Source organism: Variovorax sp. LjRoot84 (genome assembly GCF_964254305.1).
Taxonomy (GTDB): domain Bacteria; phylum Pseudomonadota; class Gammaproteobacteria; order Burkholderiales; family Burkholderiaceae_C; genus Variovorax.
This window is the reverse complement of sequence record NZ_CAXUTE020000002.1, coordinates 1,356,583-1,375,745: the sequence shown is the minus strand read 5'-3', so window position 1 is coordinate 1,375,745 and position 19,163 is coordinate 1,356,583. Positions and strand designations below refer to the sequence as shown.

At 65.2% G+C, this 19,163-nt stretch carries 17 protein-coding genes and 1 pseudogene; 7 read left to right on the top strand and 11 right to left on the bottom strand.

The genetic code is table 11. The features are described 5' to 3' along the window. Positions 1-11 precede the first annotated feature (11 nt). The gene (locus ACSQ9I_RS37380; RefSeq protein ID WP_436293141.1) at positions 12-1,208 is read right to left on the bottom strand and encodes a ParA family protein; all 1,197 of its coding nucleotides are present in this window, start codon (positions 1,206-1,208) and stop codon (positions 12-14) included. A gap of 624 nt (positions 1,209-1,832) precedes the next feature. Between ACSQ9I_RS37380 and ACSQ9I_RS37375 the strand changes: the two genes are divergently transcribed. The 3 genes from ACSQ9I_RS37375 (at position 1,833) to ACSQ9I_RS37365 (ending at position 5,099) form a co-directional block, all read left to right on the top strand. After that, the gene (locus ACSQ9I_RS37375) at positions 1,833-3,185 is read left to right on the top strand and encodes a hypothetical protein (RefSeq protein ID WP_436316960.1); all 1,353 of its coding nucleotides are present in this window, start codon (positions 1,833-1,835) and stop codon (positions 3,183-3,185) included. Between the two features lie 278 nt (positions 3,186-3,463). Then, positions 3,464-3,775 (top strand): helix-turn-helix domain-containing protein, encoded by a 312-nt coding sequence (locus tag ACSQ9I_RS37370; protein ID WP_436293139.1) that lies wholly within the window; start codon positions 3,464-3,466, stop codon positions 3,773-3,775. Next, on the top strand, positions 3,768-5,099 hold the full coding sequence (locus ACSQ9I_RS37365; RefSeq protein ID WP_436316959.1) for a HipA domain-containing protein: 1,332 nt from the start codon (positions 3,768-3,770) through the stop codon (positions 5,097-5,099). The genes ACSQ9I_RS37370 and ACSQ9I_RS37365 overlap by 8 nt, the downstream gene beginning before the upstream one ends. A 580-nt stretch (positions 5,100-5,679) precedes the next feature. On the opposite strand, the gene ACSQ9I_RS37360 is transcribed toward ACSQ9I_RS37365, so the two are convergent. The 7 genes from ACSQ9I_RS37360 to ACSQ9I_RS37330 all read right to left on the bottom strand — a co-directional run bounded on the left by ACSQ9I_RS37360 (position 5,680) and on the right by ACSQ9I_RS37330 (position 13,749). Beyond that, a complete protein-coding gene (locus ACSQ9I_RS37360; RefSeq protein WP_436316958.1) occupies positions 5,680-6,909 on the bottom strand; it encodes a porin in 1,230 nt (409 codons plus the stop codon). Between the two features lie 90 nt (positions 6,910-6,999). Further along, positions 7,000-8,010 (bottom strand): YeiH family protein, encoded by a 1,011-nt coding sequence (locus tag ACSQ9I_RS37355; RefSeq protein WP_436293136.1) that lies wholly within the window; start codon positions 8,008-8,010, stop codon positions 7,000-7,002. A 7-nt stretch (positions 8,011-8,017) separates the two neighbouring features. After that, positions 8,018-9,646: a 3-(methylthio)propionyl-CoA ligase gene (locus ACSQ9I_RS37350; RefSeq protein WP_436316957.1), complete on the bottom strand. Its 1,629-nt coding sequence runs from the start codon at positions 9,644-9,646 to the stop codon at positions 8,018-8,020. Between the two features lie 119 nt (positions 9,647-9,765). Further along, entirely contained in the window at positions 9,766-10,737 is a 972-nt protein-coding gene (locus tag ACSQ9I_RS37345; protein ID WP_093111857.1) for a quinone oxidoreductase family protein, read from the bottom strand. A 66-nt stretch (positions 10,738-10,803) separates the two neighbouring features. Further along, entirely contained in the window at positions 10,804-11,775 is a 972-nt protein-coding gene (locus ACSQ9I_RS37340; protein ID WP_436293134.1) for a Bug family tripartite tricarboxylate transporter substrate binding protein, read from the bottom strand. 20 nt (positions 11,776-11,795) lie between these two features. Continuing rightward, complete coding sequence (locus ACSQ9I_RS37335) at positions 11,796-12,854, bottom strand: 3-keto-5-aminohexanoate cleavage protein (protein ID WP_436293133.1); 1,059 nt, start codon at positions 12,852-12,854, stop codon at positions 11,796-11,798. 46 nt (positions 12,855-12,900) lie between these two features. After that, positions 12,901-13,749: a TauD/TfdA dioxygenase family protein gene (locus ACSQ9I_RS37330; protein WP_436293132.1), complete on the bottom strand. Its 849-nt coding sequence runs from the start codon at positions 13,747-13,749 to the stop codon at positions 12,901-12,903. Between the two features lie 117 nt (positions 13,750-13,866). Between ACSQ9I_RS37330 and ACSQ9I_RS37325 the strand changes: the two genes are divergently transcribed. The 3 genes and pseudogenes from ACSQ9I_RS37325 (at position 13,867) to ACSQ9I_RS37315 (ending at position 15,923) form a co-directional block, all read left to right on the top strand. Then, on the top strand, positions 13,867-14,916 hold the full coding sequence (locus ACSQ9I_RS37325; RefSeq protein ID WP_436316956.1) for an AraC family transcriptional regulator: 1,050 nt from the start codon (positions 13,867-13,869) through the stop codon (positions 14,914-14,916). Positions 14,917-15,057: 141 nt separating this feature from the next. Next, positions 15,058-15,594: pseudogene (locus ACSQ9I_RS37320) on the top strand (3-keto-5-aminohexanoate cleavage protein); the annotation flags it as partial. Positions 15,595-15,629: 35 nt separating this feature from the next. Continuing rightward, positions 15,630-15,923 carry a hypothetical protein gene (locus ACSQ9I_RS37315; protein ID WP_436293130.1) on the top strand — a complete coding sequence of 98 codons (294 nt, stop codon included), beginning with the start codon at positions 15,630-15,632 and terminating at the stop codon, positions 15,921-15,923. A gap of 39 nt (positions 15,924-15,962) precedes the next feature. Here ACSQ9I_RS37315 and ACSQ9I_RS37310 read toward each other — a convergent pair whose 3' ends face one another. From ACSQ9I_RS37310 to ACSQ9I_RS37300, 3 genes are read right to left on the bottom strand one after another with little or no spacing between them, the layout of a single operon-like run. Next, a complete protein-coding gene (locus ACSQ9I_RS37310; protein ID WP_436293129.1) occupies positions 15,963-17,243 on the bottom strand; it encodes an MFS transporter in 1,281 nt (426 codons plus the stop codon). Positions 17,244-17,255: 12 nt separating this feature from the next. After that, positions 17,256-18,011, bottom strand: coding sequence for an MBL fold metallo-hydrolase (locus ACSQ9I_RS37305; protein WP_436293128.1), 756 nt, complete (start codon positions 18,009-18,011; stop codon positions 17,256-17,258). A gap of 30 nt (positions 18,012-18,041) precedes the next feature. Next, positions 18,042-18,695 carry an ArsR/SmtB family transcription factor gene (locus ACSQ9I_RS37300; protein WP_436316955.1) on the bottom strand — a complete coding sequence of 218 codons (654 nt, stop codon included), beginning with the start codon at positions 18,693-18,695 and terminating at the stop codon, positions 18,042-18,044. Positions 18,696-18,851: 156 nt separating this feature from the next. On the opposite strand from ACSQ9I_RS37300, the gene ACSQ9I_RS37295 reads away from it, so the two are divergent. Next, entirely contained in the window at positions 18,852-19,163 is a 312-nt protein-coding gene (locus tag ACSQ9I_RS37295) for a hypothetical protein (RefSeq protein ID WP_436293126.1), read from the top strand.

The window sequence follows — 19,163 nt, the reverse complement described above, 5'->3', positions numbered from 1 at the left end:
TCAGTCCCATGTCAAACCACCGTTTCCAGAACCTGCCGCTCCGCCACCTGGTGCGCCCACACCGCTTCGATCTGCTGCTCGATCAGCTCGCACATCCGATCGTAGGCAACGCGCGCCCGGGAAAATGTCTTGGAGTTCACCGAGCCGCGCGGCAGGTCATAGACGGTTCCGAACTCCGCGCTGGCGGTCGCCGCCACCGCGGTCTTCGGAATCTCGATCGGCAGCACCTTGTCGCCGTAGCCCTCGAGCACCCACTGGCGCACCACCGAGCTGGCCGTGTCCGAGGCCTCGACCCGCGACAACAGCACATCGATGAACTCGAAGCTCTTGTCCTTGCCGCGGCTTCGGACCAGCTGGTTGCACAGGTCGGAGAACAGGTCCCAGAACTGGGCCGAGCTCGCGAAGTCGAGCGCCGAAGGGGGCAGGGGCATGATGACGCCGTCGGCCGCCATCAGCGCGTTGATCGTCACGTAGCTCAGGGACGGCGGGGTGTCGATCACGATCACGTCGTAGGCCTCGCGCGTCAGGTCCAGGCCGCGGTCCAGCACGCGCCAGAACTCGAAGCCCGCATCCCGCGCCTGGCGCGCCGGCAGGTGGAATTCCGCGCCATAGAGAAGCGGCGCCGCGCAGACCAGGTCGATGTTCGGCCAGTAGGTCGGGCGGATCGCATACTGCAGGTTGTCCTGCTCCCCGGTGAACAGCGACATCGCCGTGTGCTCGGTCTCGACTTCGGCGTCCGGCAGCACCCCGAACAGGGTGGTGGCGGAGCCCTGCGGATCCAGGTCCAGCAACAGCACCTTGTGCCCGCGCATCGAGAGCCCCTGGGCCAGCGTGACCGCCGAGGTGGTCTTCGCCACGCCGCCCTTGAAGTTGGCGACGGTGATCGTGATGCCGGCGGCGCCGTCCGGGCGCAGGTGGTCGGCACGCAGCTCGCGGGCCCAGGCCTGGGCCTCCGCCATCGTCCATTCACGACTGTTGCCATGGATCTCGCCACTGGGCAGGTCGCCGCGCGTGAGCCGGTAAGCTATCTTGGACTTGTCGACCCCGCACAGCTCGGCCAGTTGCACGGCCTTGAGCGTCGGCGCGGTCTTGGTGGCGGTCGGTGCCAGCATCGCAACCCGGATGCGCTCCATCATGCCCGCGACCTTGTGCGCCTGGTGCTCGATGTCCTCGAGATTCTGGCGCCGGATGGTTTGCTTGATGTCCACGAAGTCTGCCCCGGAAGTTGAAGAGTGCTGCGATTATGCCCATCACCTTCGCAAAAACGAAGAATCTTCAACAATCATCCTGCGCGGACGCTGCCCTGTGGCGGCCTTCGTATTCTGTTCTCCATCCACCTCTCCCGAGATTAAAAGATATTGAATACCTTAAAGAGATTAAGCTCCTGGCAAATTCAATTTTATCTTTATAAATCAATAACTTACGAGACAATATTCGCGTACGCCGTCCGGGTTTTGATCGCTTGCGTCCAGCTTCTAATCGCATCTGTCCAGACTCTGATCGGCAACCGTCCAGCCGGTGACGCGATGCCTCGCAGCTTATCCACAGCAGTGCTGAGGCCCCAAAATCTGCCCGTTTGCCTTCGCAAGAGGGCAATGTCCAGGTTCTAACCACCCCAATGACGACCCTCAGAACACGCTGCGAGGCGAACTGTCCGGGTTTTAATCGGGCCGGCTGAAGCGCCTGAGGCAGGGGAGTTCACCAAGTGTCCAGCTTTTAATCGGGCCCCGTTTTGATTGTCGACCCTTCGCGCCCAGCGCGTGAGAGAGGGTGCCGACTGGACGGTGATTCCGCTTGTGTCCAATCGGAGTTGGACATACGATCAGGTCCTCATGAACAGTCAGAAGAACGTCGCGGCACCTGATGCCGACGAAGCGCTCGAGTTGCGCAAGCCGCACGAGATGATCGTGATGATGCCGCGCTCGGCGCGCGTGACGCTGACCGGCCGTCGCATCTACACGGCGCTGCTGCAGATCTCCCAGACGCGGCTGGTGGCCATGCCGGCCATGCCCTCGGCCGACTTCATGTTCGAGGCACCCCTGGCGGCTGTGCTGCGCACCACCGGCTCCAGCGGCAGCGAGCGCACCGCGGCGAAGCGCTATCTGCTGGAAATGCGCAGCCTGGAGGTCGACTGGGAGTCGACCGCGCCCGGGGACGGCGTGAAGTGGCGGGGCTTCTCCATGCTCTCGGAAGTCGCGCTCGAAGTGCGTCGCGGCGAGAACTGGGTCAGCTGGTCGTATCCGCCCACGATCATGTCCGCCCTGCGCGAGCCGCAGCGCTGGGCCACCATCGATCTGGAGGTTCTCGGCAAGCTCGGCTCCTACACGGCCGTGGCGCTCTACGAGATCTGCATTCGCTACCGGGACAATCCGAGCGGGGTCACCAGTCGCAAGCCCGTGGCGTGGTGGGTCGACGCCTTGAGCAACGGCCCGGGCCCCGAGCGGCGCGAGTGGCGCAAGTTCAAGAACGAGCGCGTGAAGGATGCAGTGGCCGAGATCAACAGCGACACGGACCTGGAGATCGAGCTCATCGAACACAAGCAGGGCAGGCTGATCCACGAGGTCCAATTCGCCGTCAGGAAGAAGCGCCAGGCGTCGCTGCCACGGCCTGCCTCGAATCAACCCGTGGATGCCAACCTGATCCTGCGGGCCGAAACACTCGGCATCCGGGAGATCAAGCTCGAAGGCCTGATCAAGGAGTTCGGTGACGACCGTGTCCGCGATCAGATCGCCGTGCTGGAGCGACGCGCCGGCAACAAGAGCCTGCGCGCCGTCGACAACGCTTTCTCCTATCTGCGCTCGCTGCTGCGCAACGAGACGGAGCCCGATGCGCCAACGGGGCCGGCACCCGCCACCCCTTCGCTGCCCGTGGCTGCGCCCGCACAGGCCGCGCCCGCGCAGCCCGCAGCCTCCGACGGGTCGACCTGGTTGCGCGAGCAGATCGAAGCCATGAAGAAAGAGGTCGCCGCCCTGGAGCCGGCCAAGCTCAACGGCTGGGTCAATCGGGCCCTTCAGGATCTGGCGCGCAAAGGCGCACTGAACGCGGTCATCAGTCGCAGAGCTGCGCAGGGAGACGTTCTTCACGGGCTCCTCGGATCAGCAGTGGTCTACGCCTATGCGGATGCGACCTACGGCCCGGACTGGAAGGTCGATCGGCAGCTGTTCGATGCGCCGGCCGGCAAATAGGCCCATTCCCACTGACCTCAGGATCCGGCGCCATGGTCCCGGCTTGACCAACGATTCAGCTACTGCAACCGCTTCCAATGATGTGAGTGCTCACATCATTGGAAGGGCGCTTGAAGGGGGAACAGGCACCCCGGCAATCCGTCCAGTGCTCTTGGGAGATTTTAATTCCGTGATCACGGAACAATGGACTGAGAGACTGCAAGCGGGGATAATTCCGGCATTGCGGAACAATCGACTCTACTCCAGGGCTCCAGAATTAGTTCCGTAAAGGCGGAACTATGACACGCAAGCTTCCTATCCCCGATGAAACCGTTTCCCCCGTGGTGCGGAACCTGGCCGATCTTGGGCGGCTGGTGCGCAACCAGCGCGCTCACGCCCGTCTGCGCATCGACGATGCGGCTTCCCTCAGCCTGGTGTCGCCGGACATGCTGTCGCGACTGGAGAACGGAAAGCCGGTCACCGTGGACAAGTTGATGCTGGTCCTGGAGGGGCTGGGCCTGCGAATACTCGTCGTACCTGCGCGCGCGTTGCCCCGCGTGGAAAGCGCCCTCAGGTCATCCTCCCAGACGACGGAGCGTAGCCATGGATGACTACGCCCTGCATCTCTACGCCGGGGAAGTCTTTGTCGGCGCATTGAAGTTCGACCCCGGGAGCGAGGAATTCGCTCTCGAGTACGACCCCACCTGGGTAAAGAATCCAGCCGGATTCCCGCTGTCACCCCACCTTCCTCTTGCAGGGGATGCATCGTCAGGCACGGTCAAACGCTTTGTAGAGAATCTGCTGCCCGAGGGCAATGCGTTGGACGTTGCGTCGAAGCACTCCAACATCATGAGGAACAACATCTTCGGTCTCATCCGCCATCTTGGACGCGAGACTGCAGGCGCACTGAGCTTCGTCCCCGTGGGACAGAAGCCAGGCGAGGGGGGCCCACAGGCTCGCGAAATACCCTTCGCGGAACTCGACGAGCGCATCCAACGTCGAGCTCAGCAGCCCTTCAGCGTCTGGGATGGCAAGGTGCGCATGTCGGTCGCCGGCTTCCAGGACAAGCTGCTGGTGCTGAAGGACGGCGACAAGCTCTTCCTGGCCGATGGCTCGCTCGCCTCGACGCACATCCTGAAGCCGCAGCCGCTCAGCGAGGCCATGCCCTTCATGGTGGCCAACGAGCACTTCTGCATGAAGCTCGCGAACCGCATCAGCCAGAGCCGCTTCAACGCGGACTATGCCGCCGAAGTGGAGATCCTGAGAGTGCCGTCGGCCGTGCTGGCAGTGAAACGGTTCGACCGCCGCAGGTCCAAGGACTCGGTCGATCGACTGCACATCATCGATGCGTGCCAGGCACTCGACATGTCAGTGACCGCCAAGTACGAGCGGAACATGGGCGAAGGAGAGGATGTGAAGCACATTCGCGATGGCGTGAGCTTCCAGAAGCTCATGGATGTGCGCAAGGACCTGATCGACCAAGCGCTGGGCGTGCAACGAATCGTGCTCTGGGCGGTGACGACGCTCTTGCTGGGCAACAGCGATGCGCACGGCAAGAACCTCTCCTTCTACAGCCAGAACGCCGGTCTCGCAGTGACCGAGCTCTACGATCTGGTGAGCGTCTTGCAGTACAAGAACATCCACCACGATCTCGCGATGGCATTCGGAGACGAGTTCGAACTCAACGGCATCAAGTCGTTCGCGCTTGCGGACTTTTGCGACCGCACTCGCATTCCACGACCCTACTTTGCGCGGGAGCTCACGAAGCTGTGCGAGCTCGCGATCGTGCAGGCCAAGCTGCAGGCCGAGGATTCTGTCTACGTCGACGAAGAAAGAAAGTTCGTATCCGGCCTGGCCAACTTCATTGTGGAGCGCGCGGCAAACCTCCTCAAGATGGCCGGGGACATCCCCAAATTCAAGAAAAATAACTTCTAGCCAGGCACACCCACCAACTGGCCGAGGTGTGGCGAACGAAGAGGGTGAGCAGACCGCTCTCAATCCTGCAACCATGGACCCAGCGGGCCACTTCCTGCGTGACGTCCACGAGACCTCGGCCGGCCGTCTCGACCTCCAGTGTCGTGCTGTTCTGGCGAAGCATGCCGCAGCATCGGCGCTGGCGCGATCGTGCGCACCGAGCCTGGAATGCAGCTGCGACCTGGGGAGGGGCAGGGCGCGGGCGGCGGGCTCCTGCGCCAGACGGCCAGTTCGTCCGAGCACTGGCTCGAACGCCCGTCACGCCCCGACCTTGGACCCAGATACCGCGGAGGCCACCATGACATGCCATCCACCGAGATGCTGACCGACAACGCTTGACAAACAAGTCCTCATAGAAGCCGACCTTCAATGGGAGTCATTTGCCGATCAGGATGGGCTAGATGCGGACGCGTGACCAGAACACAGCGTTCTGCTGTGGGGACAGGCGCTCAGAGCAAAGGACCACCGGCGTGCATCATCGGGATGTATGCGAACACAAGAAGGCTGACGAGCACACCCGCGGTGGCCGCACGCGCGAAGGTCAGAAGGCGTGCCTGACGCCGAAGTCGTAGCCGATGGACCTGCGAGGCTCCATTCCATTGGTGCTGACGTAGGCAGGCTGAGGCAGGATGGCAGGGAGACTCAGCACCAGAGGGGTGACGCCCATCACGGTCGGGTTGTTGTGGCCGTTTCGGATGCCGATGCGCGCCACCGACGCATACAACGCCGTGCGCTTGGACAGGTTGTGCACGTAGCCCAGCGCCAGCTTGTTGACCGAGGCATCGCTGTCCGGCAGGCCGTTGCCGTTCCTGAATTTCACCCGCGCAAACGATGCGCGAATGATGCCTGGGCCCACCGGCACGTTCACGCCGGCGACGAGGCCGTCGTAGAGGTCCGTCGAGCGTGCAGGGAGGGCCGTGGTGCCATCGCGCACATCGCGCACGCGCGACCATTCGCCGAGGACCTTCACCACCCCGAAGTCGTAGGAGCCGCCGATGTTCAAGCTCTTGATCTTCTCGCCACCGGGGGTTGTGCTGGCCAAGGTGCTTTCACCATAGCCCAGCGCCACGTCGGCCTTGCCGTCGGTCCAGCCCAGGCGGCCGCCCGCATAGCGCCCGCGCTCGGACGGACCACCGGGCACGGTGCTGACTTCCACGTTCTCGTGAAGCGCGTACTGCACCTGCCCATAGAGGCCTGCCAGTCCCGGAGGCAAGAAGTAGCTGACCGCATTGCTCGTGCGCAGATAGCTGTCGGTGCCGGCGGACAGTCCCCCGCCGAGCAGACCGCCGGTGGCCAGCGCCCGCGAAGCTGCCAGATTGCTGTTGACCACCGCGATCAGATTGGTGCCGACGCCGTTGACGCCGAAGGGATCGAACACGGCGTCGTTCCAGAAGGAGGCGGTGTAGTCGCGGCCCAGTCGAAGCTCGCCGAAGGGGCCGGACAGGCTGACGGTGGAGCGACGGCCGAAGTTCGAGATGGCGCTGGCACCCGAGTCGTTGGCCATTGGCGCCTCCAGCCAGAAGCTGGCCGCCAGCCCGCCGCCCAGATCCTCGGTACCTCGAAAACCGAACCTGCTGGAGTTGTAGCCCGAACTCGACAGCACCTTCTGGCTTTGCGTCACCTGCCGCGGCAGCGTCGGCCCCCAGGATCGACTCGTGGCGCGGTAGTAGCTGAAACCGGCATCGACAACGCCGAACATGGTGACGGACGATTGCGCGGCGGCAGCTCCCGCAACCGCGAGCGCGCAAAGCGCCAGTGCGAGTTTCTTCATGGATGGGTTCTCCTCACATCGATCAGTGGATTGCAACGGACGTGTCCGTTGCGCTACGTTTGGCGGTCCCGACATGGCCAGCCACCCGCATCAGGGCATCCAGCGCAACAGGGCGATCGCCAGAACTGCCAGGAACACGGTTTCGCCCACCATCAGCACCACCGGCTTGAGGCCGACGGCGACCAGTTCGCGCAGTTGGGTCTTCATGCCGATGCCGGCCATCGCCGCCACCAGCAACCAGCCGGAGAGGTCGCTGCCCATGCGGGTGAGCGACCTCGGCAGCCAACCGGTGCTGTTGAGCGCCACCAGCACCGCGAAGCCGACGGCGAACCACGGCAGCAGCGGTGGCCGGGGGCCGTCGCCTGCCTTCCCGCCGCGGCGCGTGAACGCCACGGCGAGCAGGATCACTGGCAGCAGCGCCGCCACGCGCACCAGCTTGACCAGGGTGGCGGTATCGCCGACCTCCTGCGACATTCCGTAGCCGGCGCCCACCACCTGCGCCACGTCGTGGATGGTGGCGCCGAGGAACACGCCCGCGGTCTGCGTGTCCATGCCCAGCGCGCGCGCAAGCATCGGGTAGAGGATCATCGTGAAGGTGGAGAGCGCCGACACGCCGACCACGGTGAACAGCGTGGCGCGCTCCTTGAGCGGGTGCGGCGGCAGCGCCGCCGAGAGCGCCAGCGCGGCCGAGGCGCCGCAGATGGCGGTGGCGCCGCCGCTGAGCAGGCCGAACAGGATGTTGAAGCCCATCAGCCGCGCCACGATCATCGACACGCAGATGGTCAACACCAGCGAGAACGCGACCACCAGCACCGGGGACCAGCCCAGCGCGATGACCTGCGCCGCCGTGATGCGCAGTCCCAGCAGCGCCACGCCCCAGCGCAACACCTGGCGCGCGGTGAACTCGATACCCGGCTTGCACGGCCCATCGCCGGAGAGGAAGTTCATCGCCATGCCCAGCATGAGCGCGAACAGCATCACCGGCGCACCGTAGTGCTGCGACAAGAAGGTGGCCGCGGCCGCGACCACGGCGCATGCGAGCACGCCGGGGAAGAGCTCGCGCCCGCGTGAATGCCAGCTGGCGAGGGAGAGGCTCGTCACGGGTGCCTCAGGCCTTGGCCAGCAAGTGGTCGCCCCAGGCATCGCGCAGCAGGTTCTTCTGCACCTTGCCGGTCGCGCCCAGGGGAATGCTGTCGACGAACACCACGTCGTCCGGCGTCCACCACTTGGCGATCTTGCCTTCGTAGAAGCCGAGCAGTTCGTCGCGCGTCACTGCATGGCCCGATTTTTTCGCGACCACCAGCAGCGGCCGTTCGTCCCACTTGGCGTGGCGCGCGGCGATGCAGGCGGCCATGGCGACGGCGGGGTGCGCCATGGCGATGTTCTCCAGGTCGATGGAGCCGATCCACTCGCCCCCGGACTTGATCACGTCCTTGCTGCGATCGGTGATCTGCATGAAGCCGTCGGCATCGATGGTGGACACGTCACCGGTCGGAAACCAGCCGTCCACCAGCGGGCCGGTCCCCTCGCCGCGGAAATAGCCCGCAGCGATCCAGGGCCCCCGCACCATCAGTTCGCCCGCGGCCCGGCCGTCGTGCGGCAGCCGCTCGCCCTGGGCGCCGACGATCTTCATCTCCACGCCGAAAACCGCGCGGCCCTGCCTGGACTGGATGGCCAGGCGCTGTGGCGCGTCGAGTGCCTGATGTTGCGGCTTGAGCCTGCACACCGTGCCCAGGGGGCTGGTTTCCGTCATGCCCCAGGCGTGCACCACCTGTACGCCATGGCGTTCCTGGAAGGACTGCACCATGGCAGGCGGGCAGGCCGAGCCGCCAACAATGGTGCGGCGCATGGTGCTGAACTTCAGCCCGTTGGCTTCCACGTGCGCGAGCAGTCCCTGCCACACGGTAGGCACGCCGGCAGACACAGTGACGCCTTCGGCCTCGAACAGCTCGTGCAGCGACTTGCCATCGAGCCGCGGGCCGGGAAACACCAGCTTGGCCCCCACCATGCAGGCGATGTACGGAATGCCCCAGGCGTTCACGTGGAACATGGGCACCACAGGCAGCACGGTATCGCTGCTGGCGTAGCCCAGCGCATCCGGCAGCGCCGCCGCGTAGGCGTGCAGGAGCGTGGAGCGGTGGCTGTAGAGCACGCCCTTGGGCTTGCCGGTGGTGCCGGACGTGTAGCACAGCGACGAGGCACTGCGCTCGTCGAACTCGGGCCAGTCGAACGCGGGCGAATGGGCCTCGAGCAGATCCTCGTAGCACAGCAGGTTCGGGACCGTCGTGGAGACGGGCATGTGCGCGCGGTCGGTCATCGCGACGAAGGTCCTGATGGTCGCCACGTGCGGCGCGATGGCTTCGACCAGGGGAAGGAAGGTGAGGTCGAAGAACAGGATCCGGTCTTCGGCGTGATCGGCGATCCACGCCACCTGATCGGCATGCAGGCGTGGATTGATCGTATGCAGCACGGCGCCCGTGCCCGATACGGCGTAGTAGAGCTCCATGTGGCGGTGGCCGTTCCAGGCCAGCGTGGCCACACGCTCGCCTTGCGCGATGCCATGCGCCGCCAGCGCGTTGGCCAGCCGGCGAGCGCGCCGGCCGAGATCACGATAGGTCATGCGGTGCAGGTCGCCCTCGACGCGGCGCGACACGATCTCCTGGTCGCCGTGCTGGCTCTCTGCATGCGTGAGCAGGCTGGAGATCAGCAGCGGCCGATCCATCATCAAACCGTTCATGGGAAATGCTCTCAGGTTGTTGGAGGCGAAGCAGGCCCGGCGCGGCCCGGACAAGCAGTCGTCGGTGCCGGCGTCGCTCGGGAGGAAATGCATCCGGATGGCCATCGCCATCCGGCGGTTCAGGGCACCAGGACGGTCGATCCGGTGGTCTTGCGCGACTCCAGCGCGCGATGGGCTTCGGCCGCATCCTCGAGCTGGAACACCTGCTTGGGCTCGCTGACGATGCGCCCGGCGAGCACGTGGTCGAACAGTTCGCGGGCCATGTCCAGCATATGGGCGCGCGGCTGGATGTAGTGCACCATCGCCGGCCGCGTGACCCAGAGCGAACCCTTGGCGGCCAGCATCTGCGAGTCGATCACCACCGGGCCCGACGATGTGCCGTTGCTGACCAACGAGCCCCGGGGCTGCAGGCAGCCCAGCGACGCCTCGAGCGTGTCCTTGCCCACCGAGTCGTAGACGACCGGCACGCCCTTGCCGCCGGTGATCTCCCTGACGCGCTGGACGATGTTTTCGCGCGAGGTCACGATGGTGTGGGCGCAGCCGTTGGCCTTGGCGAGCTCGGCCTTCTCGTCGGTGCTGACCGTGCCGATCATGGTCACGCCCATGGCACGCGCCCATTGGCAGGCGATCAGGCCCACGCCGCCGGCTGCCGCGTGGTAGAGGATGGTCTCGCCGCCCTGGAGCGGGAACACCTGACGGAACAGGTACTGCGCAGTCATGCCCTTCATCATCAAGGTGGCGGCTGTGCGGTCCGATACGCCGTCGGGCAGCGGGATCAGCACCTCGGCCGGCATCACGCGCACCTGCGAGTACGCGCCCTGCGGTCCGATCAGATAGCCCACGCGGTCGCCGACCCGGATGTCCGTCACGCCCGGGCCCACGGCTTCGACCACGCCCACTGCATCGGAGCCCAGCCCGTTGGGCAACGCAAGCGGATAGCGTCCGGTCCGGAAATAGACGTCGATGAAGTTCAGCGCGATGTAGCTGTGGCGCACTCGCGCCTGGCCGGGGCCGGGATCCCCGACCTCGACGTCTTCGAGCTTCAAAACATCGGGCGTGCCGGTCTCGTAAAAGCGGATGGCCTTGACCATTTCGTGTCTCCTGTTCTTCAGTTGGGGAGCCCGGCGTGCAACATCTGCCCGCGGCGGCCTCGGTGCTCAGTTGAGCTTGATGTCGAAGGTCTTGACGATGTCGGCGTTGCGGACGTATTCCTCCCGCAGTTCGCTCTGCGCCTGCGCCAGCGAGCGCTCCGGCATCGGCTCGAAGCCGGCACCGATCAGGCGCTCGCGCACCGCTGCGTTCGCCGCGACCTTCTGCAGCGCCGCATGAATCTTCTCGGCCAACGGTGCCGGCATCTGGGACGAGGCGATCACGCCGGTCCAGTTGCTGAAGTTCAGCTGCGGGTAGCCGAGCTCCGCGAGCGTGGGCACGTTCGGAAACTCCGGCAAGCGGGTCTTGGTCGCGACCGCCAGCAGTCGCACCTTCCCGGCAGCGATCAGGCTCCTGGAGGTGACGGCCCCGTCGAACATCAGCGGAACCTGGCCGCCCATCAACTGCGCCAGCGCGGGCGCCGACCCCGGGTAGGGCACATGCTGCATGTCCAGTCCCGCCGTCTTGTTCAGGATGGCTCCGGCGTACTGGGATGCCGTCCCCGCGCTGTAGGAGGCATAGGACACCTGGCCGGGATGCGCCTTCACGTAGGCAATGGCTTCCTTCGCGTCCCTGGCAGGGAACTGGGGCGAACAAATGAAGAGCATCGAGGAGAGCGCCATCAGCGAGAGGGGCTTGACGTCCTTGAGCGGATCGAAGCCGCCCTTGAGCACGTGCGGCACCTCGGTGAGAACGTTGCTGGCCGTCACCATCAGTGCCTGGCCGTCAGCCGGCTGCGAGAGCAGGTACTTCACTGCGATGGCGCCGCCGGCGCCGGGCTTGTTCTCGACCACCACCGGCTGGCCGATGTCGCGCGAGAGCTGATCGCTCACGATGCGCGCCATCACGTCGATGGTGCCTCCTGGCGGCGCGGGCACGATCATCTTGATCGGCTTGTCGGCAAAAGCGAGCGCCGAAGCCGGCACCACCCCCGCGACGGCGACCGCGGCACACAAGGCGAGGCGCAAGAAGTGCTTCATGGTTTTTTCCCGTGCCGCGCTCAGGCGGCCTTGCGCAGGAAGCCCTGCTGGCCGCCATTGCGATTGGGTGCGAAACCGTTGGCCAGCAGCGTCTCTTCCGCCGTGTCGTAGAACACGCCGATCTTGCAGATCTCGCGCGCCTCCCGCGCGGTCGCGATGGGGCGGCCGAATTCACCGGCAATGCGCACCAGCTGCTCGATCTGCGCCACAGTGCCGATCTTTGCGCTGCGCGACTGGTTCCAGAGGTTGTCTTCGGTGCCGCAGCGCACATGCAGGCCCATGGCGATGCCCATCATGTTGATCGGCAACACGTTGAGCACCGAGCTCTCCACCGTCAACATCGCACCATCGGGCACGGCGCGCACGAAGTTGGCGAGGTTGTAGATGTTCGGCGCGTCCATGCCGCCGCTGATGGCCACCCAGTTCATCACCAGCGGGCCTTTGTAGACGCCGCGGCGCATCAGCCGCTCGACCGACTCGAAGCTGTTGATGTTGTAGCACTGGAATGCACTCTGGATGCCCGCAGCCGACAGGCGACGGATGTGCTCCTCGGCCCAGCCGGGCTGGGCAGGCACGGTCATCTCCTTGTAGGCATTGAAGACGGCCGGATCTTCCATCGAAGTGCCCTGGATGTCCCGGGCGTCGAACTGCTCCAGGATGTTCATCTGCGAGGTGTTGATCGTCACCGTCACCTGGTCGGGCTTGGGGTCCAGCTCCGCCAGCATGTGGCGCGTGTCATCGCTCAGCCACTTGGCGGCGGCGCCATCGGTCTCGGGCGCAAAGCTGATGGAGCCGCCCACTTGAACGATCATCTCCGGCACACGGGCGCGCACGCCGGCGATCAACTCGTTGAACTTGGAAAGTCGCTTGGAACCCTTGCCGTCCAATTCGCGCACATGCAGGTGCAGCACGGTGGCGCCGGCCTCGTAGCAGTCCACCGCCTTCTGGATCTGCTCTTCCATCGTCACGGCGATCTCGCCGGGAAAATCGGAGGGCACCCACGAAGGGGCGTAGGGGGCCGCCGTGATGACCAGCGGCTGCTGGTTCTCGGGGAACAGGTGACCGTCGAGGAAGTTCATTGAATGCTCCGGGGAATGTCGTGGGGATGGGCCGACGAGGCGCGGGTCAGGATGTGGGCGTGCCGATGATTCCGGCGCGTTCCATCTTGCGGTGGCAGGGCGGGTAGTCCATCACCGCGTAGTGCTGCGTGGCCCGGTTGTCCCAGATCGCCACGCTGTCGGGCTGCCAACGCCAGCGCACCTGGTACTCGGGAATGGCGGCCTGGCTCTGCAGGTACTGCAGCAGTGAGGACGAGCCCTGAACGAAGTCCTGTCCATAGCGCACGTTGGCCGGCGTATGGAAGTTGGTGAAGTGCGTGGTGAAACTGTTGACGAACAGCACCTTCTCGCCGGTCTCGGGGTGGGTGCGAACCACGGGATGCTCGGCGTCGGGGTACTGGGCCTTGAGCGCCAGCCGCTTCTCGATCGGCATGGCCGCGCCGAATGTCGCCTCGATGCTGTGGCGCGCCCGCAGCGGGGCGATCAGTGTCTTGATGTGCTCGGGCAGCCTTTCGTAGGCCAGCGCCATGTTCGCCCACATGGTGTCCCCACCGACCGGCGGGCACTCGACACAGCGCAGCACGCAGCCCATCGGGGGCACCTCGCGCCAGGTGGCGTCCGTGTGCCAACTGTTCTCGTAGCGATCGTTGGGTGCATCGGGCGTCTTGTAGATGCGCACCAGCCCGGGGTGCTCGGGATCGCTGCCGGCGACGGGGTGGTCTTCCAGTTCTCCGAAGCGGCGAGCAAAGGCCACGTGGTCCTCGCGACTGAATGTCTGATTGCGCAGGAACAGCACCTTGTGGCGCAACAGCGCAGCCTTGATCTCGGAGAACAGTTCGACGCTGCGAACTGCGTCGGCAAGGCTGACGCCATTGAGCTGTGCGCCGATGGCGCACGTCAGCGGTTCGATCTGCATGCTTGTCTCCTTCTTGGTGACTGAACTGTAGGAGTCGCGCTGTATTGGCGCTTTGCAGTTCATGCCATTCGCTTGACATTTGATGCCAGAATCGGCGCACGACTGGAACGCTTCACGATGGCAGCCTTGGTGCGCGCAGCCGCGCTGACGAACTTCTCCGAAGTTGCACAAGAGCTCGGATTCGATCCGGGCGCGGCACTGCGCAGGGCGGGACTGCGCGCAGAGCTGATTCGCCAGCCGGACCAGCTGATCGAAGCGGATCGGGTTGCACGCCTGTTCGAGGATGCGGCCCGCGAGACCGGTTGCGAGTCCTTCGGTCTGCGCATGGCAGCGCGGCGCCAGCTCTCGAACTTCGGCGTCGTCAGTCTGCTGCTCATGCACCAACCCACGCTGCGGCAGGTACTGCTGACGCTGATCGATCACCTGCACCTGCTCAACGAGAGATTGGCGATCGAGGTCGAGGACGTCGGGAACCTGGTCGTGCTGCGCGAGGAGCTGGTTCTTCCGGTCGCCGCGCGCCAATCCATCGAACTGGCGATCGGCGTTCTCTACCGGCTGGGCGAGGGACTTCTTCAGGAGCGCTGGCGACCGACGAGCGTGAGCTTCACGCACCCACCGCCGGCGAACCCGGCGTTTCATCGTCGCTTCTTCAAGTGCCGCATCGAGTTCAATGGCGCCTTCAATGGGCTGGTGTGCCGGGCGGCCGATCTGGATGTGGCCAATTCGGCGGCCGATCCTGTGCTGGCCGAATATGCCAAGAAGATGATCGCGGCGCTGCCCGATGATCGGCAGCGCTCGATTGACCAGGAGGTTCGCAAGGCGATCTACCTGATGCTGCCAACGGGTCGAGCGACATGCAAATCCGTCGCATCCGGCCTGGGGATCAGCATGCGCACGCTGCAGCGAGAGCTCGACGGATGCGGACTCACCTTCAAGGCCTTGATCAGTGAAGTGAGGCAGGAACTCGCGCGCCGCTATGTCGCCAATACCCACCACAGCCTTGGCGAGGTGGCGGCGATGCTGGGCTACACCACGCACAGCGCATTCACCCGGTGGTTCGGCACCCAGTTCGGCTGTTCGCCGGAAAAGTGGCGCACACGGTCGGCGCCTTCGGCAAGCCGTGCCGTCCGCCAGCGCCGTCCGCACGCGGGGCGAGGCGCGGCATAGCGTCTCTGAACGCCGGCAGCTGCAGGCAGTGTCGTGAAAAGCCAAGTGGGCGACGCCAAGCGTCAAGCGGGCCGTGGCGCGAATCCAGAAGATGCAACCGTCCCGCACAACGCGGGCGTCCATCTTTCCACGGAGACCCACATGCACTTTCTCGACGACTCCCTTCTGCCCGAAAACCAGGAACCGCTTGTCATCCAGGCCGCACCCTACGGACCTCAATGGCTTCCGGGCGACTCCGACTACATTCCCGTCTCGATGGCTGACCAGGTCCAGAAAGCGGTGGATTGCTACAACGCCGGTGCCACCGTGCTGCACGTGCATGTCCGCGAAGCCGACGGCAAGGGATCGAAGCGGCTCTCGATGTTCAACGAAATGCTTGATCGCCTGCGCACCGCCGTTCCGAAGATGGTGTTGCAGGTGGGCGGATCCATTTCCTTTGCGCCGGAGAATGAAGGAGACACCGCGAAGTGGCTCTCCGACGACACGCGCCACGGCCTTGCCGAACTGACGCCCCGGCCCGACCAGGTGACGGTTGCCGTCAACACGAACCAGATGAACACTGCGGAGATGAAGACGCCTTCGGATGTCGAAGGTACTTCGTGGGTAGACCTGAAGAACAGCGCCTACCGGGAGATGGTGATTCCCGCGGGCCCCGCGTTCGTGGAGGAGCACATCAGACCGAATTGAGTCAATGACTCGTCGAGGGTCCGGCGATGTACATCGTCCATATTGAAGGTCGGCCGGTTAAGCCCGACGATCGCGGCCATGGTGCGCCTGCGCCAATCGTTGGCGATGGCATGCCAATCGGCTTGCGAAGCCTGTTGTTGGTGAGCGACCCGACGGAGAGCTTGCACGACACCGCTGTGCCAATCGAGCACAGTTCCACCGGTGTCGAAGGTGATGGCGCGAAGTTTCATATTGCCTCGGTGTCCTTGAAGGTTCGCACGGCCGCCGCGATCTTGCTGGTTGGATCCGTAGGCGGGCGGCGCTGTCGAGTTTCTTACTAATAGACCGAGCCAGGCACCGGCCACGTGGGTCGATTGCATTCAACGGGCGGCGCTGAGCCGCGGATGCGTCTCCTCGCCCAACAGGTGTAGCGCGAGGCCCGACAGCCCCATCGCCACGGCCACGAACCAGAACGCGCTCTCGATGTGGCCACCCAGCGCCGCGGCGCCGCCGAGCGCCAGGGCACCGATGCCGTAGCCGAGGTCCCGCCAGAAACGGTAGATACCGATCGCCGAGGCGCGCCAGTTCGGTTGCGCGATGTCGGCAACTGCGGCACTCAGGTTCGGGTAGAGCATCGCCATACCCAGGCCCGCGACGGCGGCCGAGAGGCTCCACCAAGCCGAGCCCGTACCCATCGGCAGCAAGGCCACGCCCACGCCGCAGATCCACATGCCCCAGGTGTTGAGCCGATGGCGTCCGACGCGGTCCGAGAGGCGGCCGGTGATGAGTTGCGCGCCGCCCCAGGTGAAACCGTAGACGCCGACGATCCAGCCGATGCCGGGCAGGCTCACGCCGTGCTGGTGCAGGTAGACCGGCCAGAACACCCAGACCAGCGCGTCGACGAACTTCTCGACCAGGCCGGCCTGGCAGAGCGCGGCCATGCGGCGGTCGCGCCAGCTCATCAGCGCGAATATCTCGCCGGTGGACGGCTGCGCGCTCAGCGTGATCGGATGGCGCGGGCGCAGGTCCTGCGTGGCTTGTCCTGCGGCGTGGCGCCGGGCCTCGGCATGGGCCCAGGGCAGCGTCTCGGCGACTGCCGCCCACGCCAGCAGCGTCGCAAGCCCGATGACGATGACACCGAACCACAGCAGTCCTGCGCGCGGCCCGGCCAGCGCCGCGGCGTAGCCGGTGATCACCGCGGCGAGTGCGACGCCGACATAGCCGGAGAATTCGTTGAGCCCGATGACCAGACCGCGCTGGTCCGCGCGGGTGATGTCGAGCTTGGCCGTCTGTGTCATCGACCAGGTGAGCCCCTGATTCACGCCCAGCAGCAACGTGGCCAGGACGATCCAGCTCCACGAACTCGCGAAGTAGATCAGCGCCGGGATGGGCAGCGCGACCAGCCAGCCGAGGAGCAGCACCCGGCGGCGGCCGATGCGCTCGGCCAGGCGGCCCGCGACGAAGTTGAGCGCGCCCTTGACGAAGCCGAAGGCCACCACGAAAGCCGCCAGCAGCATGAAGGACCCTCGAGGTACGCCGAATTCGCTTTCGGCCAGCGCCGGCACGACATTGCGCATCATGCCGAGGGTCATGCCCACGAACAGCACCTGCAGCAACTGCTGCAGGACCTGTCCCAAATTGGCGCGAATGCCGTATTCCATGGCGCGCGTGGCTCAAGCGCGAACGAGCTCGGGCAGCGCGCCGCGCAGGTTGGCCTCGATGATGTGCGCCATCTCCTGCGGCTGCGGCGCGATGTCACGCGTCAACGCTGCAACGAACTCCTCGCGCGGCATCGACAGCATGGGATTGCAGCGCTTTTCGAAGCCAAGGGTCGACGCCGGCTTGCCCGACAAGCCCACGCCGCAGGCGCTGCCGGCCTGATGGCCCGGGTAGATCTCGAGGTCGCCAGGCAACGCGAGCAGCTTGCGGTGCAAGGAATCGTGCAGCTGTGCCGCCATCTCTCGCTCCCGGCCCGCCAGATCGGGGCGGCCGACCGCACCGACGAACAGCGTATCGCCGGTGATGACGAACCAGGGCTCGTCGCCCCGGCGCAGGTCACGCACCAGCAGGCAGACGCTATCGGGCGTATGGCCCGGCGTGTGCAGCACGTCGACGAGCACGTTGCCCGCGTCGAGCCGTTGCCCATCGGTCAGCGGCGTGAAGTCGAAGCTCACCCGCCCCAGGTTGCTCTCGTGCAGCCAGTAGGCGGCGCCGGCGCGACGTGCCAGCGCGAAGCCGCCGGAGTAGTGGTCGGCATGAACATGGGTGTCGATGACGTGAGCGATCGCCGCGCCCGCTTTCCCGGCCTCGGCGAGGAACCAGTCCTCATCGCCCGCGACGACGTCCACCGCAATGCCCAGGCCGCGCCCCGAGCAACCGAAGAAGTACGAGAGCGTCGCGCCGTCAGTGGCTCGCTGCTTGAAGAACATCGTTGTCTCCCGGCTCAATTCGTTCGGACGCTAGACCTCGACCGGCAACCCGTGCGCGCGCCACTCCGCGACGCCGTCTCTGAGGCGGAACGCCTTGTAGCCCTTCTTGCGCAGCAGCTCCACTGCGTCTCGCGCCATCAGGCAGAACGGGCCTCGGCAATAGGCAACCACGGGGGTGTCCTTCGGCAGTTCGGCGAGCTTCTTCTTGAGTTCGTTCAACGGCAGCGAACGCGCGTGGGGCAAGTGGCCGCTGGCGAACTCATCCGCCGGCCGGACATCGAGAACCACCACCTCACCGGTCTTGGCCCTCCTCAGGATGTCGCGCCGGTCGACGCCTTCGAGGTCATCGCCATGCTCGACGAGGGCCGCCAATGCGGCTTGCAACTCGACCAGCCGTGCCTCGGCCTCGCCGCGAAGCGCCACCCACAGGTCGGCTACCCCCGGGTCCGCCAGCCGGTACAGCACATACTTTCCATCCTTGCGGGTCTCGACCAACTTCGATTGCCTCAGTTCCTTGAGGTGCGCGCTGGCCAGCTTCACGCTGATCTGCGCCTGTGCCGCAAGCGTCTCGACCGCCTTCTCCCTCTGGCACAGAAGCTCGATGAGTTCCAGGCGCTTGGGACTCGACAGGGCCTTGCCCAGGCGGGCGACCTGCTCGTACAGATGGTCTTTCAACTCTCTCATTGACTATATTCCAACAATCGTTAGATTGATTGTAGATAGAACTCTGCGTCGCATCCAGCGTTGACGCTGGCACGTATATACGGCTGTCTGCCCGGTGCGCGCCTGACGCGTCATCGGCAGCGACTTGTTGTTGTCCATGCTGAAAGGAGGCACATCATGATGATTGCGCGCTGGCATATCGACGCCCGCTTCGGGCACAAGCAGACCGTCATCGACGCCCTGAAAACGTGGTGTGGCGATATCGGGGAACAGGTCGGCTGGAGCGCCGACAAGCTGCGCCTCACGACCGGTTCGATCGGGGCTCTTGAGTCCACCATCGAGCTGGAAGTCAGCGTTCAAGACCTTGCCGAGTTGAACGATTCGTGGACCAAGCTGGGCGCCATTGAAGCCCACAAGCAGTGGAGCAAGGATATGGAGCCCCATGTTGTCTCGGCAACGCCGCGCTGGGAGATCCTGAGGGTGGTGTGA

Excerpts from the sequence above, each read along its gene's own strand:
- ACSQ9I_RS37375 (WP_436316960.1), top strand. The coding sequence starts at position 1,833 with ATGAACAGTCAGAAGAACGTCGCGGCACCTGATGCCGACGAAGCGCTC.
- ACSQ9I_RS37370 (WP_436293139.1), top strand. The coding sequence starts at position 3,464 with ATGACACGCAAGCTTCCTATCCCCGATGAAACCGTTTCCCCCGTGGTG.
- ACSQ9I_RS37365 (WP_436316959.1), top strand. The coding sequence starts at position 3,768 with ATGGATGACTACGCCCTGCATCTCTACGCCGGGGAAGTCTTTGTCGGC.
- ACSQ9I_RS37360 (WP_436316958.1), bottom strand. The coding sequence starts at position 6,909 with ATGAAGAAACTCGCACTGGCGCTTTGCGCGCTCGCGGTTGCGGGAGCT.
- ACSQ9I_RS37350 (WP_436316957.1), bottom strand. The coding sequence starts at position 9,646 with ATGAACGGTTTGATGATGGATCGGCCGCTGCTGATCTCCAGCCTGCTC.
- ACSQ9I_RS37345 (WP_093111857.1), bottom strand. The coding sequence starts at position 10,737 with ATGGTCAAGGCCATCCGCTTTTACGAGACCGGCACGCCCGATGTTTTG.
- ACSQ9I_RS37340 (WP_436293134.1), bottom strand. The coding sequence starts at position 11,775 with ATGAAGCACTTCTTGCGCCTCGCCTTGTGTGCCGCGGTCGCCGTCGCG.
- ACSQ9I_RS37335 (WP_436293133.1), bottom strand. The coding sequence starts at position 12,854 with ATGAACTTCCTCGACGGTCACCTGTTCCCCGAGAACCAGCAGCCGCTG.
- ACSQ9I_RS37330 (WP_436293132.1), bottom strand. The coding sequence starts at position 13,749 with ATGCAGATCGAACCGCTGACGTGCGCCATCGGCGCACAGCTCAATGGC.
- ACSQ9I_RS37325 (WP_436316956.1), top strand. The coding sequence starts at position 13,867 with ATGGCAGCCTTGGTGCGCGCAGCCGCGCTGACGAACTTCTCCGAAGTT.
- ACSQ9I_RS37315 (WP_436293130.1), top strand. The coding sequence starts at position 15,630 with ATGTACATCGTCCATATTGAAGGTCGGCCGGTTAAGCCCGACGATCGC.
- ACSQ9I_RS37310 (WP_436293129.1), bottom strand. The coding sequence starts at position 17,243 with ATGGAATACGGCATTCGCGCCAATTTGGGACAGGTCCTGCAGCAGTTG.
- ACSQ9I_RS37305 (WP_436293128.1), bottom strand. The coding sequence starts at position 18,011 with ATGTTCTTCAAGCAGCGAGCCACTGACGGCGCGACGCTCTCGTACTTC.
- ACSQ9I_RS37300 (WP_436316955.1), bottom strand. The coding sequence starts at position 18,695 with ATGAGAGAGTTGAAAGACCATCTGTACGAGCAGGTCGCCCGCCTGGGC.
- ACSQ9I_RS37295 (WP_436293126.1), top strand. The coding sequence starts at position 18,852 with ATGATGATTGCGCGCTGGCATATCGACGCCCGCTTCGGGCACAAGCAG.